The following is a 24,346-nucleotide window of genomic DNA, read 5'->3' on the forward strand; positions in this document are numbered from 1 at the left end:
CGAGCGCGCGCGCCGCCTTGATCCGCTCCCCGCGCGCAACCACGGCGCGCCCTCGCACGTCCCACAGGTGCATGGAGAGCAGGTGCTGGCTGGTCGCCTTGCCGGCCGTCGACGGCAGACAGTACGTCTACCGGGTGTACGCCCCGGAGGACGCGCTGCCCGCGGACCTGTTCTGGGACGCCTGGCACTGCCACGACGAGAGCGCCTTCCCGCGGGCGTGGGACCTGTTCGACGCGGCGGTGATACGGCTGGCGAGCTGAGACCTCGCCCGATGCCTCCACACTTCCTGACGGTTCATCAGTATTGAATGTTCCAGGCCCTGCGACTACGTTCCGCGACACCGTAGCCCGAGACGAAGGGGTGGTCGCATGGCCGAAGTCAGCGCGGAGGCACGGATCGCGGCACCGGCCGACAAGGTGTGGGCGCAGCTCGTCGACTGGCCCGCGTACGGCGAGTGGAACGCGACCCACACCAACTTCCCGCACGGCGGCCCGACCGCCCTCGAAGTGGGCGGGACCTTCCAGGAGAACATGAAGCTGATGGGCTTCCCGGCCGAGGTCGAGTGGACGATCGAGGAGCTGGAGCCGGCCCGGGTGCTGGCGCTGCGCGGCAAGGGGCCGATGGCGGTGAGCGTGGCCACCCGCTACACCCTGACCCCCGACGGGGACGACGCCACGACGGTCCGAATCGACGGGGAGTTCACCGGCGCCGCGGTCTCACTGATGGCGGGCCGCCTGAAGGACTCGGGTACGGCCGCCCTGAACGAGTCGCTGCGCAAGCTGGCGGGCCTGGTGAGCTGAGAACCCCGTACGACAGCGGTCGCACGACGAAGGGGCGCCCGGCGGAGTGATCCGCGGGGCGCCCCTTCGTCACGGCGGGGAGGCCGTCGGTCCGTCAGTCCTCGTCGGCGAGGATCAGGTACAGCTTCTTGCGCGCTTCGTTGATCACGGAGATCGCCTTCTCGCGCTGCTCCTTGCTGCCGGTCTTCCAGACCTGCCCGAAGGCCTCCATCAGACCGAAACCGGCCTGCCGGATGTCGTTCACGGCCTCCCAGTCGACACCTCGGGAGGCTTCCTCCCAGGGCGCCTCGGGGCCCTCCTCGGCCGCGCCGCGGCCGGACTCGGTGAGGGAGAACAGCTTCTTGCCGCCCTCGCTCTCGCTGACGATCAGGCCCTCGTCCTCCAGCAGCTGGAGGGTGGGGTACACCGAGCCGGGGCTGGGCTTCCACGCCCCGCCGCTGCGCTCGGCGATCTCCTGGATCATCTCGTAGCCGTGCATCGGGCGGTCCCTGAGCAGGGCCAGGATCGAGGCGCGCACATCGCCGCGCCGCGCCCTCCCCCTGGGTCCGCCTCGGCCCCTGGGCCCCCAGTGCCCCGGCCCTCCGAAGCCGGGTCCACCGCCGAACCCCGGGCCGCCGAAGCCGGGACCGCCCGGCCCGAAGGGCCCGAAGGCTCCTCGCCGACCGTCGAAACCGCCCCGGCCCTCACGACCGGCGCCACCGTGTCCACGTTCGAATCCATGGGAACGCATCGCAATCACTCCATTCCATCGTTGATCTGTCGCGATGCCTCAACGATATATCGGAATAGCTCGCATGACAACACCCCGATCGCCGAGCGGGATTTCCGGTGGCCAGGGCGGTCCAGAGCCACCTGCGAGCGGAAGCCCGGACGGCTCGCCGCGCCGCGATTTGGGTCCAGTCGCCATGGATTGGCCTTGGTCCGTGGATTTCGTGGCGCCTACCGTCGTGCCATGCGCATCCGAATCGTCGACGCCTTCACCGATCGTCCCTTCTCCGGGAACCCCGCCGGGGTGCTGCTCCTCGACGCCTTCCCCGGGGACGAGTGGCTCCAGAACGTGGCCAAGGAGGTCAACCACGCGGAGACCGCGTTCGCCCACCCGCTGTCCGACGCCCCGGAGGCCGACTGGGCGCTGCGCTGGTTCACGCCCGCCGCCGAGGTCGCGATGTGCGGGCACGCGACGCTCGCCACGGCCCATGTGCTGCACACCTCCGGCGCGCACGAGGGGCCGGTCCGGTTCGCCACCCGCAGCGGTGTCCTGGTCGCGTCACCCCGCGAGGACGGCTCGTTCACCTTGGACTTCCCCACCGCCCCGCTCACCGCGGCCGAGATCCCGACCGGAGTCTCCGACGCCCTCGGCGCCGAGCCGCTGGCCGCCTTCGACACCGGACCCAACGTGGGCGACCTGCTCGTGGAGCTCGCCGACGAGAAGACCGTCCGCGCCCTGTCACCCGACCACCGCGCCCTCGGCGCCTTCTCCGAGCGCGGCATCATCGCCACCGCCCGCGCCGAGGACCCTTCCCGCGGTTACGACTTCGTCTCCCGCTGCTTCTTCCCCAACATCGGCATCGACGAGGACCCCGTCACCGGCAGCGCCCACACCGCGCTGGCACCGTTCTGGTCCGAGCGCCTCGGCCGTCCCGACCTCACCGGCCTCCAGGCCTCCGCCCGCTCCGGCCGGGTCCGCACCGAACTGCGCGACGACCGCGTCCTGCTCGGCGGCAGCGCGGTCACCGTCATCGACGGGGAACTGCTGGCCTAGCGGCCGAAGAGGGCGTACGAGACCCAGCGGCCGACAACGGCGTACGGGCCCCTCGTGCGCCCTCTTTCACGCCGTCGGCAGCCAGTCGACCTTCCCCGCGAGCAGCGCGTAGCCCACGAACGCGCCGATGTCGAGCAGCGAGTGCGCCACGACCAGCGGGCCGACCCGGCCCCACCGGCGGTACAGGTAGACGAAGACGACGCCCATCACCATGTTCCCGATGAACCCACCGATGCCCTGGTAGAGGTGGTACGAGCCGCGCAGCACGGAGCTGGCCACCAGCGCGGCGCCGGGCGTCCAGCCCAGCTGGTGCAGTCGGCGCAGCAGGTAGCCGACCACGATGACCTCTTCGAGGATCGCGTTCTGCAGGGCCGACAGGACGAGCACCGGGTACTTCCACCACACCTCGGGCAGCGCCTCGGGGACCACGGTGAGGTTGAAGCCAAGACCCCGGGCGGCGAGGTAGAAGGCGATGCCGCTGCTGCCGATCACCGCGGCGACGGCCGCCCCACGTGCCAGGTCCGGCCAGGGGCGGGTGCGGTCGAAGCCCAGGGCGCGCAGACTGCTGCCCTCGCGGAGCAGGAAGTGCGCGACGAGGAGGACGGGCACGAGGGACGTGGTGATCCCGAACAGCTGCCAGGCCAGGTCCAGCCAGGGCCGGCCCGGTGCGGCGGAGGCGTTGAGGGTGGCCGCCTGGTCCTTCAGGCCGCCGGGCTTGGTCGCCGAGCCGATGAAGCTGATCAGCGCGGAGAGCCCACTCGCACCGAGCGAGACCCCGAGCACCAGCAGCGTCTCGTCACGGAGGATCCGTCGTGAGGGCCCCTCCTGCGGGAATGGACCGGCCACGGGTCCCGCCTCCGCCTGCACACTGCCTCCCAGGGGCACCACCGTCATAGGACGTCACAGCTTGCCCGATCAGTATGAGGCGAACGGCGGCGGCCCCCGTCCAGGCACCTCGGCCCGAAGAGGCCGAGGCGGGCGTACACCCTCAGCCCAGCGGTACCGCCTCCGGGAGTCCCACCGGCCAGGTGTGGACCGGGTCGCCGACCCGCATCAGCTCGCAGTAGCGACGCGTCGTGGCGGCCAGCGCGGCATCCCGGGACAGGCCCTGTTCCAGCGCGCGGTGGAAGGTCGCGGACTGCCAGGACGCGCCGTTCGCCCGCCGCCGGCACCGCTCCTCGATGACCCCGAGATACAGATCCCGGTCGGTGGCCTCGACGCCCCACGCGTCCAGCCCGGCCGCCGCGAGCGGCAGCAGCTCGTCGCGTACGAGGGTGGCCGCGTCGATCTCCGCGGTGCCGCCGTACCGACCGCGCCGCGGCCACTGCAGCCGCGCCTCGATGCCGTACCGGCACGCGGTGTCGAAGTTGGCGGCGGCCGCCTCGAACGGCAGCCGGGTCCACACCGGGCGCGGTTCCTCGGCGAGGGCGCGGATGAGGCCGTAGTAGAAGGCCGCGTTGGCGAGGACGTCCGTGATGGTGGGCCCGGCGGGCAGGACGCGGTTCTCGACGCGCAGATGCGGGACGCCGTCGGCGATGCCGTAGACCGGGCGGTTCCAGCGGTACACCGTGCCGTTGTGCAGGACCAGCTCGGCCAGGCTCGGGACACCGCCCTCGTCGAGCACCCGGAGCGGGTCCTCGTCGTCGCAGATCGGCAGGAGGGCGGGGTAGTAGCGCAGGTTCTCCTCGAAGAGGTCGTAGGCCGAGGAGATCCACCGCTCCCCGAACCAGGTGCGCGGCCGCACGCCCTGGGCCTGGAGCTCCGGCGGGCGGGTGTCGGTGGACTGCTGGAACAGCGGCGGGCGGGACTCGCGCCACAGCTCGCGGCCGAACAGGAAGGGCGAATTGGCGCCGACCGCGACCTGGACTGCGGCGACGGCCTGGGCGGCGTTCCAGACATCGGCGAAGCGGCCCGGGGTGACCTGGAGGTGCAGTTGGACTGAGGTACAGGCGGCCTCGGGCGCTATCGACTTCGAGGAGCAGCGCAGGTGCTCCACGCCGTCGATGTCGAGCAGGAAGTCCTCGCCGCGGGCGGCCACGATCTGGTCGTTGAGCAGGGTGTAGCGGTCGACGTCGGAGAGGTTGGACGAGACCAGGTCGTCGCGGTCGAGTGTCGGCAGAATGCCGATCATCATGATTCCCGCGTCCAGCTCACCGGCTTTCCGGTCGGCATATGCCAGGGAGGTGCGGAGTTCCTCGGCAAGACGGTCGAATACCCGGCCGCCCAGCCGGTGTGGCGCGATGTTGACTTCCAGGTTGAACATGGCGAGTTCTGTTTGGAAATCCCGACTCGCAATCCGCTCGAGAACCTGCGCATTCAACATTCTCGGCATGCCGTCGGCTCCAGCGAGATTCAATTCGATCTCGAGCCCCATGAGGTTCTTCGGGCGATCGAACCGCTTCTCCGCCAGAAGCCGCTCCAGGCCCGCCAGACACTGCCGGAGCTTGTCGCGGTAGCGCTGGCGGTCGGACAGATCGAACCGACCCGCCACGACCTTCTCCCCCATCGGAGCATCCCTCCTCGTATGGGCGGGCGGAAGATCCGGCCGCCGGTGTCCCGGGTCGGTTGGGATGATGCCCAGCCGAAGCGATCGATAACGTCCCCGGACGGGCCCGCCGCCCGCTAGGCTGTCGCACGTGACCGGCGGCACATTCGCCAGGCATGGGTCAGCGCAATGATTCGAGCAGTTGACGAACTCGTGAAAAACGCCGACGAGAATTGGCCGACCGCTTCGCGCGCATTACCCGAGGTCATCGGCTTCCACCCCTTCCGAAACCGGGATGATTCCCGCGCATCGCCGTCCGAATGCGCCCTTGCCGAGTGCGCCGGAAGCGGGTAGACGAAACACTCACTGAACACTTGTCGTATAAACTCCGCGAACAAGGCAGAAGGTTGGCGCCCGGTCGGAGAACCTGCCGCAGCAATGGACTGCGGCAGGTCTCACGCGCACCCACGTACCCAGACCTCGGCCCACACCTCCTTGCCCCCGCGAGCTGACAGCGCCGTCCGCCCCGCCCTCGCGCCACCGTGCCTGTCTCATGAGAGGCGACCCACCATGCCGCTGCATGTCCCCCCGGCTCCCGCGCCCGCACTTCGCTCCGTCCTCACCGCACTCGGGTCCCCCACCGCGGTCCGCGAGGCCCGAACACCGTCCCTGCGCGCAGTACAGGGACCCGCCACGCCCGAACTGCCGTTGCCCGTGCACGTGCTGGACGGGATCACCACCACCGGCCCGTCCACCACCCGGCTGGCCGGCTGGCGCTTCCTGATCCGCTGCGGCGACCGTGCCGTCGCCGCCGCGGAGACCCGGCTGACCCCGGACGGCTGGGCCTTCTCGCACTTCTTCGAGGGCCCGTACATCACCTCGACCGAGCTCGCGCTGCGCCAAGCCGAGACGATGCCGCAGGCCTACCAGCCCCGGCTGCTGTCGGTGCCCGGCCTGTACATGCTCACCCTGTGGCTGCACGGCGACTGCGCCGCCGACGCCTCCGTCGGCCATCCCGAACCCACGGACCTGCTCGTCCCGCTCGCGCCCGCGCCGCCCGGCATCGCGGCCCACCGGCCGCACCGGGTCGCCGATCTGCTCCCGGTGCTGACCCATCGCGTGACCCCGGCACCCCTCCTCGGCTCACCCGCCTGAGAAACCCGCGAGAACCGCCCCCGTACCCCGCCACCGGTCGCCGGTCGCGGGGTACGGCGTCGCGGGCCGCCTGTTCGCTCGTACGAGCGCCATGACGCTCCCCCGAGCCCCCCACCTGCATGGACTAGCCCCTTCCGGCCACCCCGAACCACCCAAAATGACAGTGCAGTTGGGATGAACCGTCCGCGCGAGTGATGCGTCATGAACCTGTGAGAAGCGGTGCACCGAAATCCCTGCGGATCGACGCCCGTGGGGCAACACTGGGTTCGAACCACTTGTCGCAACGGGGGCGGCCATGAACATCACGTCAGAGCGGAAGATCCCACCCATGTGCCAGCACCAGCCACCGTGTCCCACCGCAGACTCCGCCGACCGGGAATCCGCCCGCCTCGTGGCGCACCACCCGGAGCAGGGCTGGAGCCTGCTGTGCAACGGCGTACTGCTCTTCGAGGACACCGGTGAGCTCCTGCCCGACGGCCAGATCATCGCCCCGCACCGCCCGTTGCGGGTGGCGACCGCGGCCTGAGCGCCACCGGGCGGCCCGCACGCCGTCCGGAGACCCGGGGGCCGGCCGCAGACACGTTCTGCTGACCGGCCCCGACGCATGTCCGGGGCCGGTCACTCCCCGTAGTCCTTCGTGTGTGTTGCCGCAGCCGCGCACCGCGTGCAGGGTCACCGTCACCGAGAACGCACCGCTGTTGGACCTGCCCGGGACGCAACCGGTGGTGCGGACGAGCACCGCACCACCGTCCCGGCGCGCTACTTGAGCGCGTCCCGGATCGCGTAGTACGCGGGCTTCGGCTGCAACTGCTCGTCCCACGGCAGGGCCGCGCCCTCGCCCTCGAAGAAGGCGGGGATCCAGGAGTACTTGTCGGTGTAGTCCCAGATCGTGATACCGACACACCGGCGCACCGCCAGGCACGCCTCGGTCAGGTCCCGGTACCACTCGGCCTGCGTGGCCAGCTTCTGCTCGTCCGCGGGCACGTACATCCGGATGTCGACCTCGGTCAGCGCGGTGTCCAGGCCGATCCGCGAGAAGCGGCGCAGGTTGTCCTCCAGCGTGGTCGGATAGCCGTACTGGAGGGCCAGATGGGCCTGCAGGCCGATGCCGTGCAGCGGAACGCCCTGGGCCCGCAGCTCCTTGGCGAGCTTGTAGTAGGCGTCGCTCTTCGGGCCGACGGACTCGATGTTGTAGTCGTTGAGGTAGAGCTTCACGCGCGGGTCGGCCTGGTGGGCCCAGCGCAGCGCGTCGGCGATGTAACCGGGGCCGAGCGTCTTGTAGAAGATCGTCTCCCGGTAGGAGCCGTCCTCGTTGAACGCCTCGTTGACCACGTCCCAGGCGAACACCTTGCCGCGGTAGTGCCGTACCTCCGTCTGGATGTGCTTCTTCAGTACGGCGCGCAGCTCCGGCGCCGTCCACTCCCTGGACGTCAGCCAGTCGGGCAGCTGGCTGTGCCAGACCAGGGTGTGGCCGCGCACCTTCTGGTGGTTGGCGCGGGCGAGGTCGACGATCTCGTCGCCCTGGGAGAAGTCGAAGACGCCCTGCTCAGGCTCGGTGGCGTACCACTTCATACCGTTGCCGGGGGTGATCTGGTCGAACTCGCTGCCCAGGATGGCCTTGTAGGGCTCATCGACCAGCTCCGGGTTGTCGGTGGCGCTGCCGAAGTAGCGGCCGTGGCGCTGGGCCAGGTCGGCGAGCGTCGGCTCCTCCCCACCGGCCTGGGCGGCCGGCGCGGTGACCGCGACCAGGACGGCGGCGAGGACGCCGGCGAGTCTGAGACGGTTCTTGCGCATGGTGCGACTCCTCACGGACAGGGGGTGCGGGTGAGCCGTACGTCCGCCGGTGGCGGGTCATCCCTTGGTGGCGCCGGCGGTGAGACCGCCGACGAGTTGGCGCTCGGCGACGGAGTAGAAGGCCAGGGCCGGGACCATGGCGAGGACGAGGTAGGCGAAGACGCGGGCCACGTCCTGGGAGTACTGCCCCTGGAACTGCTGCACGCCGATCGGGATCGTCCACCAGGTGGGGTCGTTGAAGACGAGCAGTGGCAGGAAGAAGTTGTTCCAGCTGGTGACGACCGCGAGCACGGAGACCGTGCCGAGCGCGGGCCGCGCCATCGGCAGCAGCACCCGCCAGAAGAAGCCGAGCGGACCGCAGCCGTCGAGGGTGGCCGCCTCCTCCAGCTCACCGGGGATCTGCCGGAAGAAGCCGCGCAGGATGATGATGGTCATCGGCAGTCCGAAGGCCGCCTGCGGGAGAATCACGCCGAGCGGGTTGTTCAGCAGGTCCATCGAGCGCAGCAGCAGGAACAGCGGCAGCGCCGCCACCGCGAAGGGGAACATCAGCCCCATCGTGAACAGCGTGAACAGCACTTCCCGGCCGCGGAAGGCGAAGCGCGCGAAGGAGAACGCGGCGAGCGCCGAGGCCGCGACCACGAGGACCGTCGTGGCCACCGCGATCAGGGTGGAGTTGCCGACCAGCCGCCAGAAGTCGCCGGAGGCCAGGATGTCGGTGTAGTTGCCGGTCACCCAGGGGTCGGGCAGCCCGATGGTGTTGCTGGAGAGCTGATCGGTGGACTTGAAGCCGGAGAGGACGGCGTAGAGCAGGGGAATGCCCATCACCGCGCCCACAGTGATCAGGAGGAGATGGAGGGGCAGATTCCGCCCACGGGACTTGTGCTTGACGGTCACTTGGCGCCTCCCCGCATGGTCGTGGTCGCGCCCTCCAGGTCCCGGCGGAGCACGAACCGCTGGTAGGCGAGGGCGAAGACGAGGCTGATGGCGAACATGGCCACGCTGATCGCGCTGGCGTAGCCGACCTGGTAGCGCTTGAACCCGAACTGGAACATGGTCACGGCCATCGTCTCGGAGTGGTGGTCGGGGCCGCCCGCGGTGACCACCCAGACCAGGTCGAAGAGCTGGATCGCCCCGATGACGGACAGGAAGACGCTGATCCGCAGGGTGGGCGCGAGCAACGGCAGGGTGACGCTGCGGAACCGCTGCCAGGGCCCGGCGCCGTCGATGAGCGCCGCCTCGTGCAACTCCTTGGGGATGGACTGGAGTCCGGCCAGGTAGAGCATCATGTGGAAGCCGAAGTACTTCCAGGTCATCACCAGGAACAGGGTGGCCATCACCATGTCCGGGTCGGCGAACCACTCACCGCCCAGACCGTCCAGGCCGATTCCGCCGAGGACCTCGTCCGCGAGACCGTCTCCCGGGGCGAAGATCATGCTGAACAGCACACCGGTGATGGCCTCGGAGAGCACGTACGGCGCGAAGAACAGCATCCGGTACACGGCCCGGCCGCGCATGCGCTGATTGAGCGCGACGGCCATGGCGAGCGCGAACGGCAGTTGCAGCGCGAGCGAGAGCACGACCAGGACCAGGCAGCGCCACAGGTCGCCGAGGAAGACCGGGTCGTCGAGGAGCCGGGTGAAGTTGTCGACGCCGATGTAGTCGGAGGGCATGCCGAAACCGCCCCACCGGAAGAAGGCGGCGTACAGCGCGAACAGGATCGGCAGCAGGACCAGGACGCCGAACAGCACCAGGGCGGGCACCTGGAAGGAGACCGCGGTCAGCCAGTTGAGGGCCCGCCGCCGGGCCCGCCCCCGGACCGCGGTGGCGGGCGGGGGCGGGACGTCGAGGCCGGGGCCGCTCCGTTCGTCCTTGAGCGAGGTGAAGGTCATCGGCGACTACTGCTCTTCCTTCGCGACCTGGGTGATCGAGTCGGTGACCTGCTCCGGCGACTTGGACCCGGCGATGAGCGCCCCGACACTGTCGTTGACCTCCTGGCCCAGGGCGGGCGCGTAGGCCTGGTCGAGGTAGAGCTGGAAGCCCGTCGCGGCCGTCAACTCCTTTTGTACGGCCTTGATGTTGGGGTCGGTGATGGCGCTCGCTGCGGCCGGGACGACCGGGAGCACTCCGGTCTTCTTGACCAGTTCCACGTCGGTCGTCTCCGAGGCGAAGAACTGCAGGAAGTCCACGGCCGCCTGCGGGGCGCCGCTGCGCAGGGCGTGGCCGCCACCTCCGCCGAAGACCTCGGTGATCGTGCCCCGGCCGCCCTCGACCGTGGGGAACGGGAAGAACCCGAGGTCGTCCCCGAGCCCCTTGCCGACGTCGGCCTGCACGACGGGCGCCCACTGGCCCATGAGCTCCATGGCCGCCTTGCCGTTGCCGACGTTGGCCGCCTGTCCGGTCGGTCCCGAGTAGGAGGCGCCGAGGAAGCCCTTCTGGAACGGCTCCAGTTCGACGAGTTCCTTGAGGTGTTCGCCGGCCTTGACGAGTCCCGGGGCGGAGAAGTCCTTGTCGTCGTTGGCCTTCTGCAGGGCGTCCGCGCCGGCCGTGCGCATGGCGAGGTAGGCCCAGTAGTACATGCCGGTCCAGCTCTCCTTGCCCGCGAGGGCGAGCGGGGTGACACCGGCGGACTTCAGCTTCCGCACCGCCTCCAGGAACGCGCTCCAGGTGGCCGGGGGCGCGCTGATGCCCGCCTTCTTGAACAGCGCCTTGTTGTACCAGAAGCCGATCATGCCGATGTCGAAGGGAATGCCGTACACCTTCTCGTCGAGCAGGTACGGCTCCTTGGCGACCGGCACCAGCCCGTCGGCCCAGTCCTTGGTGCGCTCCGTGAGGTCCTCGACGAGTCCCGCGTCGACCTGCTGCCTGAGGACGCCGCCGCCCCAGGTGTGGAAGATGTCCGGGAGCTTCCCGGACGCGGTCAGCGCCGTCATCTTCGACTTGTAGGCGTCGTTCTCCAGCTGGACGATCTTTATCTTGACCTTCGGGTTCTGGGCCTCGAACTTCTTGGCGAGGGCGGCCCAGACGTCCTTCGTGGGCTGGGTGGTGGAGATGTTCCACCACTCGATGGTGGTCGTGCCGTCGGACGACCCTCCGTCCGAGTCTCCGCCGCAGCCGCTCAATGCCGTCATGCTCAGACCGGCTGCGGCGGAGACCGCCAGAAAGCCGCGGCGGGACAGTGCCGGGTCGCCCATCATGCGCTCCTTGAGATCCGGGACGGCACGTCGTTCCGTCCACCAGGATTTCGAAAGTTTCGGGATCAATCCAGAAAGCTTCGCTGCTGCCGCACCCTAGAGACAGCGCCTGATGGGTGGCAACCCCTCGTACACGGGGAATCCGCCGACGACTCGCGCGTGACCGGGCGGGAGTTGGGGTCAGCGGGCCGCGGAGTCCCGCTCGCGGTACTCGAACCAGTCGAAAGCCGCGCTGCCATCGGTGACGTACATGCCGATCACCCGTCCGGTGAAGCCGCCCACGACCTGCGTGGAGAGATAGCGGCCGTCCAGTTCGGCCAGGGTCGCCGCGCCCGCCGCGCTTTCGACCGAGAAGGCGATCGTGTCGGGCCCGCCGGCCCGGACGCCCTCGGCGGGCGGCGGCACGTCGGTCGTGCGGACCTCCACCGTCAGCGTCACCGGCCCCCGGGATACGGGGAGTTGGGCCACCGACTGGCGAATCGGACCGATCCGGGCCAGCACGGCGACCGTGCCGTCGTGCACCTCGATGTCGTAGTGGTGCGCCTCGTCCATGCGCACACTCAGGCCCGCGCGACCGTCACCGGCGTCCACCCGGGCCGCCACCCGGCAGTCGTGGTGCTGCTGCCGGCGCCCCACGAAGGCGTGGCCCGGCCGGTCGAGGCTGTCGCCCGTCGCGTGCAGGGTGAGCCACCCGTGCCGTTCGTCCAGCGACCAGGAGCCCTCGGGGCGGTGACGTGGGGAGATGTACCGCGGGGCGAGTTCCGGGGCGTCGAAGTCGTCGCGAGCGGGCTCCGGCGGGAAGGGGCGCGAGGCGGCGGGCGCCTCGTACCGCTCCCGTACGGTGCCGACGTACGGCCAGCCGTCCCGCCACTCAACCGGGACCAGGAACGTCTCGCGCCCGAGGACGTGGAACCTGGGGAAGAAGCCGCGCGGGCGAGTCCCCAGCAGGACCATCCACCAGCTGCCGTCGGCCGCCTGGACGAGGTCGGCGTGGCCGGTGCACTGGATCGGCAGGCCGGTGCTGCGGTGGGACAGGACCGGGTTGTGCGGGGCCGGCTCGAACGGCCCCCGGGGAGAGCGGCCGCGGGCGATCGACACGCTGTGGCCCTCCGCGGTACCGCCCTCGGCCACCATCAGGTACCACCACTCGCCGACGCGGTACAGATGCGGCCCCTCCGGATCCGCCATGCCGGACCCGGACCACACCGGGACGGGCCCCTCCAGCACCTTGCCGGCGACCGGGTCGATCCGGGCGAGCCCCACTCCGGCGACCGCGCTCCAGCACGTGCCGTGTTCGTCCCAGGCGAGGTCGGGGTCGATGCCGGGCAGGTCGATCCACACGGGATCGGACCAGGGGCCCTCGGGGCGCTCGGCGGTGACGAGGAAGGTGCCCCCGGCGCCGACATTGGTGGTGATGACGTGGAAGCGGCCCTGATGGTGGCGGATCGTCGGTGCGTAGATGCCATCGGAGACACGCAGGTCGAGCGGCACCTCGAACTGCTCCGGCCGGTCGAGCACGTTGCCGATCTGACGCCAGTGGACGAGGTCTCGGCTGTGGAACACCGGCACCGCGGGAAAGTACTCGAAGCTGGAGCAGACCAGGTAGTAGTCCTCACCGACCCGGCACACGCTGGGGTCGGGATGGAACCCTGGGAGGACGGGGTTGACGTACGTCCGCATGGGTCAGTCCTTCCGGGACCGGGCGAAACATTCGGTCCGGTTGGCGAACATTACGGAGCGGACTGTAGGGGCAGGCGCAGGGAGCGGCAACGGCTGGAGGCTGTCGCGTACAGGGCGTGAGGCGGCTCCTCACGGCGGACAGCCTCTGGGACGTGGGCGGTCACTTGCTCCGCCGCTCGGTCTCTCCGCGCCCATGCCAGGCTCAGGACCATGGTGGGGCCGTCGCCCGGGGTGTCCTCCGCGGTCAGCGCCCCGCCCATCGCCTCGGCGAATCCTCGCGCGACCGCGAGTCCCAGTCCCACGCCGGGGCCGGCGCCGCGCGGAGCGTCACCGTACCGCTGGAAGGGCGCGAGGACCCGCTCCTTCGCCTCGTCCGGGACGCCCGGACCGCGGTCCACGACCCCCTCGACCCGGTCGGCGAGGGAGCTGGCGGAGACCGGGACGGGGGTGCCGGGCGGGCTGTGCTTCACGGCGTTCTCGACCAGGTTGGCGACCGAGCGTTCCAGCTGTCCCTGGTCCGCGTGGACCATGGGAAGCGTCTCCGGGACGTCGAGGTCGACGCTGTCCGCGGGCACCCCGCCGAGCGCCATCGGCACCACCTCGTCAACGGCCGGAGTCGGCGGAACCGGGTCATGCTCCGGGCCGCCGACTCCCGTTCGGGCCGGACAACGCCATCAGCTCTTCGCCACGAGTTCCTTGAGCGCGATGTTGAGTTCGAGGACGTTCACGCGGGGCTCGCCGATGAAACCGAGGGTGCGGCCTTCGGTGTGCTCGTCGACCAGCTTCTGGACCTGGTCGGCCGACAGACCGTTCTTCTCGGCGACCCGGTGGACCTGGAGGTCCGCGTACTCCGGCGAGATGGCCGGGTCCAGGCCCGAGCCGGAGGAGGTCACCGCGTCGGCGGGCACCTCGGAGGGCTTGACCTTGTAATCCGCCGTCGAGTTGTCCTTGACGACCGCGGCCTTGGCGTCCTTCACCCACTGGATGAGTTCCTCGTTGTCGCCCGACCGGTTGGTCGCCCCGGAGAGGATCAGCGAGTACTGGGTGTTGACGCTGTTGGTGCCAAGACCGTTCTGCGGGCGGCCCTGAAACCACTTCAGGTCGGGATCCGGGGTCTCCTGGCCCTTCTTGAGGGGCAGGTTGTACGCCTGCCCGATCAAGGAGGAGCCGACGACCTCGCCGTCCGCCTTGATCTCCGAGCCGTTCGCCTTGTCGTTGAACAGTCCCTGCGCGATGCCGGTGACGACGAGCGGATAGATGACGCCCGTCACCAGGGTCAGCACGAGAAGGGCCCGCAGGCCCGCCCCGAGCAACCGGGCCGTGTTGATTACGGAGTTGTTCATGGCGCTCAGCCGATCCCGGGGATGAGGGAGACGATCATGTCGATGATCTTGATTCCGATGAAGGGCGCGACCAGGCCACCGAGACCGTAGATCCCGAGGTTCCGCCGCAGCATGCGATCCGCGCTCACCGGCCGGTACCGCACACCCTTCAGGGCGAGCGGCACCAGAGCGATGATGATCAGCGCGTTGAAGATGACCGCCGAGAGGATCGCGGAGTCCGGCGAGGACAGGTCCATGATGTTGAGCTTGTCCAGGCCCGGGTAGACGGCCGCGAACAGCGCTGGGATGATCGCGAAGTACTTCGCCACGTCGTTGGCGATGGAGAAGGTCGTCAACGCGCCCCGGGTGATGAGGAGTTGCTTGCCGATCTCGACGATCTCGATGAGCTTGGTCGGGTCGGAGTCGAGGTCGACCATGTTGCCGGCCTCCTTGGCGGCCGACGTACCCGTGTTCATCGCCACGCCGACGTCCGCCTGCGCCAGTGCCGGGGCGTCGTTGGTGCCGTCACCGGTCATCGCGACCAGCTTCCCGCCCGCCTGCTCCCGCTTGATCAGCGCCATCTTGTCCTCGGGAGTCGCCTCCGCGAGGAAGTCGTCGACGCCCGCCTCCTCGGCGATCGCCTTGGCGGTCAGCGGGTTGTCACCCGTGATCATGATCGTCTTGATGCCCATGCGGCGCAGCTCCTCGAACCGCTCCCGCATGCCGTTCTTGACGACGTCCTTGAGGTGGATGACGCCGAGAACCCGGGCGCCCTCGGCGTCCTCGACGGCTACGAGCAGCGGGGTCCCGCCGGCCTCGGAGATCTTGTCGGCGAGGGTGTCCGCGTCCTTGGCGACCGTCCCGCCCCGCTCCTGGACCCAGGTGATGACCGAACCGGCCGCCCCCTTGCGGACCTTGCGCCCGTCGACGTCCACACCCGACATCCGGGTCTGCGCGGTGAACTCGATCCACCTGGCGTGCGCCAGCTCGCCCTGGTGCCGCTCGCGCAGCCCGTACTTCTCCTTGGCGAGTACGACGATGGAACGGCCCTCGGGCGTCTCGTCGGCGAGCGACGACAGCTGGGCGGCGTCGGCCAGCTCGGCCTCGGTCGTCCCGCTCACCGGCACGAACTCGGCGGCCTGGCGGTTGCCGAGGGTGATGGTGCCGGTCTTGTCGAGCAGCAGCGTGGAGACGTCACCGGCGGCCTCGACCGCACGGCCGGACATGGCAAGGACGTTGCGCTGCACCAGGCGGTCCATGCCCGCGATGCCGATCGCGGAGAGCAGTGCACCGATGGTGGTCGGGATCAAGCAGACCAGCAGGGCGACCAGGACGGCCATCGTCAGGTCGCTGCCCGCGTAGTCGGCGAACGGCGGCAACGTCGCCACGGCCAGCAGGAACACGATGGTCAGAGAGGCCAGCAGGATGTTCAGCGCGATCTCGTTCGGCGTCTTCTGCCGGGCTGCGCCCTCGACCAGGTTGATCATCCGGTCGATGAAGGTCTCGCCCGGCTTCGTCGTGATCTTGATGACGATCCGGTCGGAGAGGACCTTCGTACCGCCGGTGACCGCCGAGCGGTCGCCACCGGACTCCCGGATGACCGGGGCCGACTCACCGGTGATCGCCGACTCGTCTACGGAGGCCACACCTTCGACGACATCGCCGTCGCCGGGAATGACGTCACCGGCCTCACAGACGACCAGGTCACCGATGTGCAGTGCGGTACCGGCGACCACGGTCCCGTCGACCTTGCGGGCCACGGTATCGGTCTTGGCCTTGCGCAGAGTGTCGGCCTGCGCCTTGCCGCGGCCCTCGGCGACAGCCTCCGCCAGATTGGCGAAGATCACCGTCAGCCAGAGCCAGGCGCTGATCGTCCAGCCGAACCAGTCGCCGGGGTCCTTGAAGGAGAAGATCGTCGTCAGCACGGAGCCGACGAGGACCACGAACATCACGGGGGACTTGACCATCACCCGCGGGTCGAGCTTGCGGAACGCGTCCGGCAGAGACTTGAGCAGTTGCTTGGCGTCGAAGAGGCCGGCGCCGACGCGGCCCTCGGAACTCTTGTGCCCGGACGGTGCGTCCTGGTGCGGCACGAGGGTGGATGTGGACATGGAGTCCTGCTTCTTTACGTCGGTGGTCATCACGCGAGCCCTTCGGCGAGCGGGCCCAGCGCGAGGGCCGGGAAGTAGGTCAGACCGGTGATGATCAGGATCGCGCCCACCAACAGACCGGTGAACAGCGGCTTCTCGGTGCGCAGCGTGCCCGCGGTCACCGGGACCGGCTTCTGCTCGGCGAGCGAGCCGGCCAGGGCCAGAACGAAGACCATCGGCAGGAAGCGGCCGAACAGCATGCACAGGCCGAGCGTGCTGTTGAACCACCGGGTGTCCGCGTTCAGACCGGCGAAGGCCGAGCCGTTGTTGTTCGCGGCGGAGGTGTAGGCGTACAGGATCTCGGAGAATCCGTGCGCCCCACTGTTGGTCATCGAGTTCGCCGGGGTGGGCAGCGCCGTCGCGAAGGCGGTGAAGACGAGCACCAGCGCCGGGGTGATGAGGATGTAGCAGGCCGCCAGCTTGATCTGGCGGGTGCCGATCTTCTTGCCCAGGTACTCGGGCGTACGACCGACCATCAGACCGGCGATGAACACCGCGATGATCGCCATGATCAGCATGCCGTAGAGGCCGGAACCCACACCACCGGGCGCGATCTCGCCCAGCATCATGCCGAGCATGGTGATGCCGCCGCCGAGGCCGGTGAAAGAGGAGTGGAAGGAGTCCACCGCACCGGTCGAGGTCAGCGTGGTCGACACCGCGAAGATCGACGACCCGCCGATCCCGAACCGGACTTCCTTGCCCTCCATCGCCCCGTTCGCCAGCTCGAATGCCGGGCCGTGGTGGGAGAATTCGGTCCACATCATGAGGGCGGTGAAGCCCAGCCAGATGGAGCCCATCGTGGCGAGGATCGCGTACCCCTGCTTCACCGAGCCGACCATGACGCCGAAGGTCCGGGTCAGGGAGAACGGGATGACGAGGATCAGGAAGATCTCGAACAGGTTGGAGAACGGCGTCGGGTTCTCGAAGGGGTGGGCGGAATTGGCGTTGAAGTAGCCACCGCCGTTGGTGCCCAGTTCCTTGATGGCCTCCTGCGAGGCGACCGCGCCGCCGTTCCACTCCTGCGTGCCGCCCATGAACTGGCCGACCTCGTGGATGCCGGAGAAGTTCTGGATGGCGCCGCAGGCGACCAGCACCACGGCGGCCCCAGCCGCGAGCGGCACGAGGATACGGACGGTTCCGCGTACCAGGTCGGCCCAGAAGTTGCCGAGCTCACCGGTGCGCGAGCGCGCGAAGCCCCGGACGAGCGCCACCGCGACCGCGATGCCGATGGCGGCGGAGACGAAGTTCTGCACGGCCAGACCGGCGGTCTGCACGACGTGGCCCATGGCCTGCTCGCCGTAGTACGACTGCCAGTTGGTGTTGGTCACGAACGACACGGCGGTGTTGAACGCCTGGTCCGGGTCGATCGCGGAGAAGCCGAGCGAGCCGGGCAGCACGCCCTGGAGCCGCTGGAGGCCGTAGAGGAAGAGGATGCCGATCACGGAGAAGGCGAGCACGCCGCGCAGGTACGCCGGCCAGCGCATCTCGGTGTCGGGGTTGGCTCCGATCCCCTTGTAGATCCACTTCTCGACCCGCCAGTGCTTGTCGGAGGAGTAGACCTTGGCCATGTAGTTGCCAAGGGGAACGTAGGCGAGCGCCAGGGCCGCTATGAGAGCGAGCAGCTGGAGGACGCCGGCGAGTACGGGACCCATGCCTGCTCTCAGAACCTCTCCGGGAAAACAAGGGCGAGGACGAGATAGCCCAGCAGGGCGACGGCGACCAGCAGGCCGACGATGTTCTCGACAGTCACAGCTTCGCCACCCCCTTGGCGACGAGGACCACCAGCGCGACCGCCGCGATCGTGGTGAAGACGAAGGCCAGATCGGCCATCGCGAGCTCCTGGAGTGTGAAGTTCGGTCGGACAGGGACGCTTAGAGGAAACCGCTTCTCTGGCCGGAAACGACCGCCGTTGACGGCTCCCTTACGGGCCACTGCGCGGCTTTGACGGGACTTTTACGGCTGGTGTGGATCAGGCCTCACGGCATGGCCCGGAACACGCCTCAGCGCAGTCGGAACCGCAGCCGGCAGATGACCGCGTCCGTCTCCCGCCGCACGGCGTGCGCGACCACGGCGCCGCGCTGGTTCTGCAGCAGCCGCTGCCACAGCCGCTCCGGCTCGGTCTCCGGGATCAGCACGGTGACCCGGGTGGCGGGCTCGGCAACGGTGACCTCGCGGACGTAGGCGGCGATCGGGCGGCCCAGCGAGCGGCGCTCACAGCTCAGACGGACGAGCGGCACCCCGGGGTCCCATTCGGCCCAGGCCAGCTCCAGCGCGTACAACGCGGCCCGGTCCTCGGCGTCGGGACAGCAGACGGTGACCGCGCGGACCTCGTCGCCGAGGGACGCGGCGGCCGTGAGGGCCTCGGAGGTCAGCCGGGACAGCGAGGAGACGGGGACGATCACGACCGAGCGGTCGCGGTGCGGGGCCTCGGGGATCCGGCCGAGACCGAGCCGCTCGCCGATGCGGGTGTAGGCGCGGTGCACCGTCTCGAACGCGAGCACCAGCAGCGGCAGGGCGACGACGATGAGCCAGGCGCCCTCGTCGAACTTGGTCTCTGTGACAACGACGGCGGCGACACCGGTGAGGAAGCCGCCGAGACCGTTGAGCAGCGCCTTGCGGGGGGCGCCTTCCTGACGCCAGTGCCGGACCATGCCGACCTGGGCGATCGTGAAGCCGACGAAGACCCCGATGGCGAAGAGCGGCACGAGGGTGTTGGTGTCGCCGCCGGAGAGGACCAGCAGTCCGGCGGACACGGCGGCAAGGGTCAGCACTCCGTGACGGTGGACCTGCCGGTCGGCCTTGAGGGCGAAGACGTGCGGGAGGTAGTTGTCGCGAGCGAGCAGCTTCAGCAGCACCGGGAGGCCGCCGAAGGAGGTGTTGGCCGACAGGGCCAGAAGGATCATCGTGGCGAACTGGATGACGTAGAACGCCCAGTTGTGCCCGAGGGAGGCGTCGGCGAGCTGGGCGAGGACGGTGACGCCCTCGACCGGCTGGAGGTGGAAGCGGGAGATCAGGACCGACAGGCCGATCAGCATCACGCCCAGGACGGCGCCGAGGGCCACCTCGGCGTGCTGGGCCCGCTTGGCGCGCGGGGCGCGGAAGGAGGGCACCGCGTTGGCGATGGCCTCGACGCCGGTGAGGGCGCTGCACCCGGAGGCGAACGCTTTCAGCAGGAGCAGGGCACCGACGGTGGTGGCGTTGTCGGCGACCACGGAGGCGTGGCCCTCCGCGGTGGCGGTGCTGACCGGCGCGGAACGGAAGAGCCCGACCGCTATCAGCACGAGGATCGACCCGACGAAGACGACCGTCGGCACGATGAAGGCCTTGGCCGACTCGACGATGCCGCGCAGGTTGACGCCGGTGATCAGCACCAGGACGGCCAGGCACAGCCACAGCCGCTCGGCGTAGAGCCCGGGAAAGGCCGAGGTCAGGGCGGCGACACCGGCCGTGACGGCGACGGCGACATTGAGGACGTAGTCCAGGACCAGCGAGGCGGCGGCCACCAGGCTGGTGCGGGCCCCCAGGTGCCGCCTGGCGACGGCATAGGAGCCGCCGCCGTCTGGGAAGGCCGCGATGACCTGCCGGTAGGAAGCGACCAGGACCGCGAGCAGGGCCGCGATGGCCAAGGTGACCGGCAGGGTGAAGCCGAGCCCGTGGGCGCCCGCAGCCGCCAGGACGAGCACGATGGCCTCGGGCCCGTAGGCCACGGACGCCATCGCGTCCAGCGACAGCGCGGCCAGACCGGTGACCGCGGTGAGGCGATGGCGCTCACCGGTATCGGGCGGGTCCTCGCCTGCGGGGACGGCGTCCTGTTCGGCGGTCAGCACGGACATGGGTGATTGCTCCTTCGTACGGTGTGCGTTGCCCACCCAGGCTGGGTCCGCGCCGAGGCGCCACCGCCCGCTCCTTGCGGGTTCTTCGCGCCGATCCGGACGACTTTGACGGAGCGTTGACGCGCCCCGACCGGCAGGCCCGCTGGCAAGGCGTCAAAAACCAGCAACTGCTCGTCAGAGTCGTGTCAACGCGCGCGGACACGCGTTGGGGGCGTCTCTAGCGTCAGCCGCATGGAACACACACAGCCGGAGAGCCCCGTGGTGCAGGACCGTCATTGGGCGCCGGAACTGCTCAGCTCGGTCCGCTGCGCGGGCGTGGTCCTCGGACTGCTGGTCCTCGTCGACTGGGGCGCCGGCCGCCTTACATCGGAGCGCGGGGCGCTCTGGGTCGCCCTCGCCACGCTGCTCTTCGTGGTGCTGTGCCCGGCCCGCGTCACCGCGGGCGAGGGCTGGCTGGAGACGCGCCGGCTCCTGGCGACCCGACGGGTGCGCACGGATCTGCTGATCTCGGTGCGCTGCGTCGACGGCGTGGCCCAACGTCTGGTCCTCCGGGACGTCTTCGACAACCGGGTGGAGATCGACCCGCGGGTCCTCGCCGCCAATCCCGACCTCTGGCTCCGCCTCGACGAGGACACCCAGCGCTCCATCGCCGCGGGCTGCCTGCTCTGCGGCCAGACGGCCCTGCGCCGCGTCGCGCGGCGCATCGACCGCGAGACGGCGGAGACGGTGTTCAAGGTGTCGGGCCTGGACTGAGCGCCACGCACATCTCCCGAAGCGGACACCGCTCAGCCCCGCCTTCCCGACGGTGCGGCTGCACCCCTGGCTGGAACCGCTCCGTCCTCAACCGCGCCGGCCCTCTGCTCGCCGGGACCGCGGGATTTCGCCTGGTCCGCGAGTACAGCCGAATCCGGCGCGAGACACCCGCTGAGCCCGCTGCTTGCTGCGGGGCACATGCTCACCCGGCGAGTCTTAACGGAAGCTTGACGCCCACTCCCCCCTTGATCCGTAGGCCCGGCCGTCACTCTCCGCTTACGCTGATGCGGCTGTCCGCGCGATGGCCGAACCGCACGCTTCACGCACTTCAGGAGCCCCCCGATGGCCGCCACGGAACACCCCCCGCCCAGTCGCCTGCGCGCCTGGATGCTGGAGGGACTCTCCGACATGGGCAAAGGCAAGGGCCACCGCCCCCAGGGTCCGCACGCCGAACCCGAGCCGGCCCACAAGGGGCAGCCCTGGTACCGGGTGATGTGCCTGACCGGCGTCGACTACTTCTCCACCCTCGGCTACCAGCCGGGCATCGCCGCGCTCGCGGCCGGTCTATTGTCACCGATCGCGACGATCGTGCTGGTGATCGTCACCCTGGCGGGTGCCCTGCCCGTGTACCGACGGGTCGCCGAGGAGAGCCCTCGCGGCGAGGGCTCGATCGCCATGCTGGAACGGCTGCTCTCCTTCTGGAAGGGCAAGCTGTTCGTCCTCACCCTGCTCGGCTTCGCCGCCACGGACTTCCTGATCACCATCACGCTGTCCGCCGCGGACGCCTCGACCCACCTCGTCGAGAACCCGCATCTGAACGCGGCCCTGCACGATCAGCAGCTGCTGATCACCCTGCTCCTCGTGGCACTGCTCGGCGCGGTCTTCCTCAAGGGCTTCCTGGAGGCGATCGGGGTTGCGGTGGCCCTCGTGGTGGTCTATCTCGGCCTGAACGCCGTGGTCGTGGTGGTCGGCCTGTGGCACGTGATCACCGAGGGCCACGTCGTCACCGACTGGACCGACGCCCTCACCGCCGAGCACGGCAACGTCTTCGTCATGATCGGCATGGCTCTGATCATCTTCCCCAAGCTGGCCCTCGGCATGTCCGGGTTCGAGACCGGCGTCGCGGTGATGCCTCACGTCAAGGGCGACGCCGGCGACACCGATGAACAGCCCAAGGGCCGCATCCGCGACACGAAGAAGCTGCTCACCACCGCCGCGCTGATCATGAGCTGCTTCCTGATCTGCACCAGCTTCATCACCACTCTGCTGATCCCCGAGAAGGAGTTCGAGGAGGGCGGTCAGGCCAACGGCCGCGCGCTCGCCTACCTGGCGCACGACTACCTGGGCAACGCATTCGGCACGGTCTACGACGTCTCGACCATCGCCATCCTCTGGTTCGCGGGCGCCTCCGCGATGGCGGGCCTGCTGAACCTGATGCCCCGCTATCTGCCGCGCTACGGCATGGCCCCGCACTGGGCTCGCGCGGTGCGCCCGATGGTCATCGTCTTCACCCTGGTCGGCTTCCTCGTCACGTGGATCTTCGACGCCGACGTCGACGCCCAGGGCGGCGCCTACGCCACCGGCGTCCTGGTGCTGATCAGCTCCGCAGCCATCGCCGTGACCATCGCCGCCCGCAAGGCGGGCCAGCGCAACTGGACCATCGGCTTTGCCGTGATCTCGGCAGTGTTCCTCTACACGACGGTCGTGAACGTCATCGAGCGTCCCGACGGTGTGAAGATCGGAGCCTGCTTCATCGCGGGCATCATCCTCGTCTCGCTGCTCTCCCGGCTGCTGCGGGCCTTTGAACTACGCGTGACCAGCGTGACGCTGGATCCCATGGCGGAACGTTTCGTCCGGGACATCGCCAGCCGAAAGATCCGCTTCATCGCCAACGAGCCCGACAACCGCGACAAGGCCGAGTACCGGGAGAAGATCGACCAGATCCGGCAGGACAACGACATCCCGGGCCCCGAGGACTTCGTCTTCGTCGAGGTGACGGTGACCGACCCGTCGGAGTTCGAGGCCGGGCTCACCGTGCGCGGCGAGGTGCTCCACGATCGCTACCGAGTCCTGACGCTGGAGTCGTCCTCCATCCCCAACGCCCTCGCCGCCCTGCTCCTGCACGTCCGCGACACCACAGGCTGCACCCCGCACATCTACTTCGAGTGGACCGAGGGCAACCCCTTCGCCAACTTCCTCCGCTTCTTCCTCTTCGGCCAGGGCGAGGTAGCCCCAGTGACGCGGGAGGTCCTGCGCGAGGCCGAACCGGACCGAGCCCGCCGCCCCCGCGTCCACACGGGCTGACGTCCTCCCTGGGACGCACCGCCCCGCAGCCACACCGGCCGACGCCCTATCGTGATCGGCATGCAGTCCTACACGATCGGCCAGGCCGCCCGGCTCCTCGGCGTCAGCCCGGACACCGCCCGCCGCTGGGCGGACGCGGGCCGGGTGGCGACCCACCGCGACGACAGCGGCCGACGGCTCGTCGACGGGCGGGACCTGGCCGCCTTCTCCGTGGAACTCGCCAGGACAGCGGCCGCGCCCGACGAGGAGGCCCCCTACACCTCCGCCCGCAACGCCTTCCCCGGCATCGTGACCGCGATCAAGCTCGGTGACGTGGCGGCCCAGGTCGAGATCCAGGCGGGCCCGCACCGCCTCGTCTCCCTGCTCACCCGCGAGGCCGTGGAGGAGCTGGGCCTGGAGGTCGGCATGGAGGCAACCGCCCGCGTTAAGTCGACAAACGTACACATCGACCGGACGTAGGCACAGCCCGCCCCGAGAGAACCATCATGACGACGCAGACCCACACATACCCGACATAATTCCCCCACCCCATTACCGTGGGACGCCCCACCAACCGCCCCCGAAGGCAAGGCGCCCCATGCCCATGAGACTGAGCATCCGCAACCAGCTTCCCGGAACCGTCACCACCATCACCCCCGGCGAGGTCATGGCGACGGTCAGAGTCGTTCTCTCCGGCGGCCACCACATCACCGCCACGATCACGAGGGAGGCCCTCGACGACCTGGTTCTCGCGCCGGGCAGCGCGGTACGCGTCCTGGTGAAGTCCACCGAGGTCTCCGTCGCCACCGCCCGCGTCTCCGACGTGTCGATCCGCAACCAGATCCCGGGCAACGTCAGCGCCATCAATACCGGCCCCTCGATGACCACCGTCAAGATCACGGTCACCGGCGGCGAACTCACCGCCGCCATCACCACCGACGCGGCCACCGCCCTGGTGCTGACCCCCGGCACCCCCGTCGTAGCCCTCATCAAGGCGACCGAGATCTCACTGGCGACCTCATAGACAACCGCCGGCAGACGACAGAGGCTCCGCCCGGGCCGTGACGCTGCCCGTGCGCTACGTCGCCTTCGTGGGCGATCTGCTGCACGGGGACATGGGCACCAGCGCGCTCACCCG

General features: G+C 69.6%; 23 protein-coding genes and 1 pseudogene. 9 read left to right on the top strand and 15 right to left on the bottom strand.

Annotated elements, in window-relative coordinates; genetic code table 11:
• Nucleotides 1-71 precede the first annotated feature (71 nt).
• Together ACWDRW_RS35785 and ACWDRW_RS35790 are read left to right on the top strand one after the other, a co-directional pair.
• A complete protein-coding gene (locus ACWDRW_RS35785) occupies nt 72-260 on the top strand; it encodes a hypothetical protein (protein WP_451731258.1) in 189 nt (62 codons plus the stop codon).
• Between the two features lie 108 nt (nt 261-368).
• Complete coding sequence (locus tag ACWDRW_RS35790; protein WP_451731261.1) at nt 369-800, top strand: type II toxin-antitoxin system Rv0910 family toxin; 432 nt, start codon at nt 369-371, stop codon at nt 798-800.
• A 94-nt stretch (nt 801-894) separates the two neighbouring features.
• Here the strand turns inward: ACWDRW_RS35790 and ACWDRW_RS35795 are convergent, their stop codons facing one another.
• Nucleotides 895-1,530: a PadR family transcriptional regulator gene (locus ACWDRW_RS35795; RefSeq protein WP_451731264.1), complete on the bottom strand. Its 636-nt coding sequence runs from the start codon at nt 1,528-1,530 to the stop codon at nt 895-897.
• Nucleotides 1,531-1,752: 222 nt separating this feature from the next.
• Between ACWDRW_RS35795 and ACWDRW_RS35800 the strand changes: the two genes are divergently transcribed.
• On the top strand, nt 1,753-2,562 hold the full coding sequence (locus ACWDRW_RS35800; protein WP_451731266.1) for a PhzF family phenazine biosynthesis protein: 810 nt from the start codon (nt 1,753-1,755) through the stop codon (nt 2,560-2,562).
• Nucleotides 2,563-2,628: 66 nt separating this feature from the next.
• Here ACWDRW_RS35800 and ACWDRW_RS35805 read toward each other — a convergent pair whose 3' ends face one another.
• Together ACWDRW_RS35805 and ACWDRW_RS35810 are read right to left on the bottom strand one after the other, a co-directional pair.
• Complete coding sequence (locus ACWDRW_RS35805; RefSeq protein ID WP_451731321.1) at nt 2,629-3,429, bottom strand: CPBP family intramembrane glutamic endopeptidase; 801 nt, start codon at nt 3,427-3,429, stop codon at nt 2,629-2,631.
• A gap of 121 nt (nt 3,430-3,550) precedes the next feature.
• The gene (locus ACWDRW_RS35810; protein ID WP_451731269.1) at nt 3,551-5,068 is read right to left on the bottom strand and encodes a glutamate-cysteine ligase family protein; all 1,518 of its coding nucleotides are present in this window, start codon (nt 5,066-5,068) and stop codon (nt 3,551-3,553) included.
• A 549-nt stretch (nt 5,069-5,617) separates the two neighbouring features.
• Between ACWDRW_RS35810 and ACWDRW_RS35815 the strand changes: the two genes are divergently transcribed.
• Nucleotides 5,618-6,202 (top strand): hypothetical protein, encoded by a 585-nt coding sequence (locus ACWDRW_RS35815; RefSeq protein ID WP_451731272.1) that lies wholly within the window; start codon nt 5,618-5,620, stop codon nt 6,200-6,202.
• Nucleotides 6,203-6,530: 328 nt separating this feature from the next.
• Nucleotides 6,531-6,728 (top strand): DUF5999 family protein, encoded by a 198-nt coding sequence (locus ACWDRW_RS35820; RefSeq protein WP_451731324.1) that lies wholly within the window; start codon nt 6,531-6,533, stop codon nt 6,726-6,728.
• A 233-nt stretch (nt 6,729-6,961) separates the two neighbouring features.
• On the opposite strand, the gene ACWDRW_RS35825 is transcribed toward ACWDRW_RS35820, so the two are convergent.
• From ACWDRW_RS35825 to ACWDRW_RS35880, 12 genes and pseudogenes are all read right to left on the bottom strand, one after another.
• Nucleotides 6,962-7,996: an endo-1,4-beta-xylanase gene (locus tag ACWDRW_RS35825; protein ID WP_451731275.1), complete on the bottom strand. Its 1,035-nt coding sequence runs from the start codon at nt 7,994-7,996 to the stop codon at nt 6,962-6,964.
• 57 nt (nt 7,997-8,053) lie between these two features.
• A complete protein-coding gene (locus ACWDRW_RS35830) occupies nt 8,054-8,818 on the bottom strand; it encodes a carbohydrate ABC transporter permease (RefSeq protein WP_451731326.1) in 765 nt (254 codons plus the stop codon).
• A 68-nt stretch (nt 8,819-8,886) separates the two neighbouring features.
• On the bottom strand, nt 8,887-9,885 hold the full coding sequence (locus ACWDRW_RS35835) for a carbohydrate ABC transporter permease (RefSeq protein WP_451731278.1): 999 nt from the start codon (nt 9,883-9,885) through the stop codon (nt 8,887-8,889).
• A 6-nt stretch (nt 9,886-9,891) separates the two neighbouring features.
• A complete protein-coding gene (locus tag ACWDRW_RS35840; RefSeq protein ID WP_451731281.1) occupies nt 9,892-11,187 on the bottom strand; it encodes an extracellular solute-binding protein in 1,296 nt (431 codons plus the stop codon).
• A gap of 180 nt (nt 11,188-11,367) precedes the next feature.
• A complete protein-coding gene (locus tag ACWDRW_RS35845) occupies nt 11,368-12,867 on the bottom strand; it encodes a glycoside hydrolase family 43 protein (RefSeq protein WP_451731284.1) in 1,500 nt (499 codons plus the stop codon).
• A gap of 50 nt (nt 12,868-12,917) precedes the next feature.
• A pseudogene (locus tag ACWDRW_RS35850) lies at nt 12,918-13,475 on the bottom strand (sensor histidine kinase); the annotation flags it as partial.
• 66 nt (nt 13,476-13,541) lie between these two features.
• A complete protein-coding gene (locus ACWDRW_RS35855; RefSeq protein ID WP_451731287.1) occupies nt 13,542-14,210 on the bottom strand; it encodes a potassium-transporting ATPase subunit C in 669 nt (222 codons plus the stop codon).
• Between the two features lie 5 nt (nt 14,211-14,215).
• The gene (gene kdpB / locus ACWDRW_RS35860) at nt 14,216-16,330 is read right to left on the bottom strand and encodes a potassium-transporting ATPase subunit KdpB (RefSeq protein ID WP_451731290.1); all 2,115 of its coding nucleotides are present in this window, start codon (nt 16,328-16,330) and stop codon (nt 14,216-14,218) included.
• Complete coding sequence (kdpA, locus tag ACWDRW_RS35865; protein WP_451731293.1) at nt 16,330-17,991, bottom strand: potassium-transporting ATPase subunit KdpA; 1,662 nt, start codon at nt 17,989-17,991, stop codon at nt 16,330-16,332. The genes kdpB and kdpA overlap by 1 nt, the downstream gene beginning before the upstream one ends.
• Before the next feature lie 8 nt (nt 17,992-17,999).
• Nucleotides 18,000-18,089: a K(+)-transporting ATPase subunit F gene (gene kdpF / locus ACWDRW_RS35870; protein ID WP_015661927.1), complete on the bottom strand. Its 90-nt coding sequence runs from the start codon at nt 18,087-18,089 to the stop codon at nt 18,000-18,002.
• Nucleotides 18,086-18,271: a hypothetical protein gene (locus ACWDRW_RS35875; RefSeq protein WP_451731297.1), complete on the bottom strand. Its 186-nt coding sequence runs from the start codon at nt 18,269-18,271 to the stop codon at nt 18,086-18,088. The genes kdpF and ACWDRW_RS35875 overlap by 4 nt, the downstream gene beginning before the upstream one ends.
• A gap of 68 nt (nt 18,272-18,339) precedes the next feature.
• Entirely contained in the window at nt 18,340-20,172 is a 1,833-nt protein-coding gene (locus tag ACWDRW_RS35880; RefSeq protein ID WP_451731299.1) for an APC family permease, read from the bottom strand.
• Between the two features lie 231 nt (nt 20,173-20,403).
• On the opposite strand from ACWDRW_RS35880, the gene ACWDRW_RS35885 reads away from it, so the two are divergent.
• The 4 genes from ACWDRW_RS35885 to ACWDRW_RS35900 all read left to right on the top strand — a co-directional run bounded on the left by ACWDRW_RS35885 (nt 20,404) and on the right by ACWDRW_RS35900 (nt 24,232).
• Nucleotides 20,404-20,925: a hypothetical protein gene (locus ACWDRW_RS35885; RefSeq protein ID WP_451731301.1), complete on the top strand. Its 522-nt coding sequence runs from the start codon at nt 20,404-20,406 to the stop codon at nt 20,923-20,925.
• 342 nt (nt 20,926-21,267) lie between these two features.
• A complete protein-coding gene (locus ACWDRW_RS35890; RefSeq protein ID WP_451731304.1) occupies nt 21,268-23,229 on the top strand; it encodes an amino acid transporter in 1,962 nt (653 codons plus the stop codon).
• 60 nt (nt 23,230-23,289) lie between these two features.
• The gene (locus tag ACWDRW_RS35895; RefSeq protein WP_451731306.1) at nt 23,290-23,688 is read left to right on the top strand and encodes a TOBE domain-containing protein; all 399 of its coding nucleotides are present in this window, start codon (nt 23,290-23,292) and stop codon (nt 23,686-23,688) included.
• Nucleotides 23,689-23,812: 124 nt separating this feature from the next.
• Nucleotides 23,813-24,232, top strand: coding sequence for a TOBE domain-containing protein (locus ACWDRW_RS35900; RefSeq protein WP_451731309.1), 420 nt, complete (start codon nt 23,813-23,815; stop codon nt 24,230-24,232).
• The last annotated feature ends 114 nt before the right edge of the window (nt 24,233-24,346 follow it).

The organism is Streptomyces sp. NPDC003635, assembly GCF_053587635.1.

Excerpts from the sequence above, each read along its gene's own strand:
- ACWDRW_RS35785 (WP_451731258.1), top strand. The coding sequence starts at position 72 with ATGGAGAGCAGGTGCTGGCTGGTCGCCTTGCCGGCCGTCGACGGCAGA.
- ACWDRW_RS35790 (WP_451731261.1), top strand. The coding sequence starts at position 369 with ATGGCCGAAGTCAGCGCGGAGGCACGGATCGCGGCACCGGCCGACAAG.
- ACWDRW_RS35795 (WP_451731264.1), bottom strand. The coding sequence starts at position 1,530 with ATGCGTTCCCATGGATTCGAACGTGGACACGGTGGCGCCGGTCGTGAG.
- ACWDRW_RS35800 (WP_451731266.1), top strand. The coding sequence starts at position 1,753 with ATGCGCATCCGAATCGTCGACGCCTTCACCGATCGTCCCTTCTCCGGG.
- ACWDRW_RS35810 (WP_451731269.1), bottom strand. The coding sequence starts at position 5,068 with ATGGGGGAGAAGGTCGTGGCGGGTCGGTTCGATCTGTCCGACCGCCAG.
- ACWDRW_RS35815 (WP_451731272.1), top strand. The coding sequence starts at position 5,618 with ATGCCGCTGCATGTCCCCCCGGCTCCCGCGCCCGCACTTCGCTCCGTC.
- ACWDRW_RS35820 (WP_451731324.1), top strand. The coding sequence starts at position 6,531 with ATGTGCCAGCACCAGCCACCGTGTCCCACCGCAGACTCCGCCGACCGG.
- ACWDRW_RS35825 (WP_451731275.1), bottom strand. The coding sequence starts at position 7,996 with ATGCGCAAGAACCGTCTCAGACTCGCCGGCGTCCTCGCCGCCGTCCTG.
- ACWDRW_RS35830 (WP_451731326.1), bottom strand. The coding sequence starts at position 8,818 with ATGGGCATTCCCCTGCTCTACGCCGTCCTCTCCGGCTTCAAGTCCACC.
- ACWDRW_RS35835 (WP_451731278.1), bottom strand. The coding sequence starts at position 9,885 with ATGACCTTCACCTCGCTCAAGGACGAACGGAGCGGCCCCGGCCTCGAC.
- ACWDRW_RS35840 (WP_451731281.1), bottom strand. The coding sequence starts at position 11,187 with ATGGGCGACCCGGCACTGTCCCGCCGCGGCTTTCTGGCGGTCTCCGCC.
- ACWDRW_RS35845 (WP_451731284.1), bottom strand. The coding sequence starts at position 12,867 with ATGCGGACGTACGTCAACCCCGTCCTCCCAGGGTTCCATCCCGACCCC.
- ACWDRW_RS35855 (WP_451731287.1), bottom strand. The coding sequence starts at position 14,210 with ATGAACAACTCCGTAATCAACACGGCCCGGTTGCTCGGGGCGGGCCTG.
- kdpB (WP_451731290.1), bottom strand. The coding sequence starts at position 16,330 with ATGACCACCGACGTAAAGAAGCAGGACTCCATGTCCACATCCACCCTC.
- kdpA (WP_451731293.1), bottom strand. The coding sequence starts at position 17,991 with ATGGGTCCCGTACTCGCCGGCGTCCTCCAGCTGCTCGCTCTCATAGCG.
- ACWDRW_RS35880 (WP_451731299.1), bottom strand. The coding sequence starts at position 20,172 with ATGTCCGTGCTGACCGCCGAACAGGACGCCGTCCCCGCAGGCGAGGAC.
- ACWDRW_RS35885 (WP_451731301.1), top strand. The coding sequence starts at position 20,404 with ATGGAACACACACAGCCGGAGAGCCCCGTGGTGCAGGACCGTCATTGG.
- ACWDRW_RS35890 (WP_451731304.1), top strand. The coding sequence starts at position 21,268 with ATGGCCGCCACGGAACACCCCCCGCCCAGTCGCCTGCGCGCCTGGATG.
- ACWDRW_RS35895 (WP_451731306.1), top strand. The coding sequence starts at position 23,290 with ATGCAGTCCTACACGATCGGCCAGGCCGCCCGGCTCCTCGGCGTCAGC.
- ACWDRW_RS35900 (WP_451731309.1), top strand. The coding sequence starts at position 23,813 with ATGAGACTGAGCATCCGCAACCAGCTTCCCGGAACCGTCACCACCATC.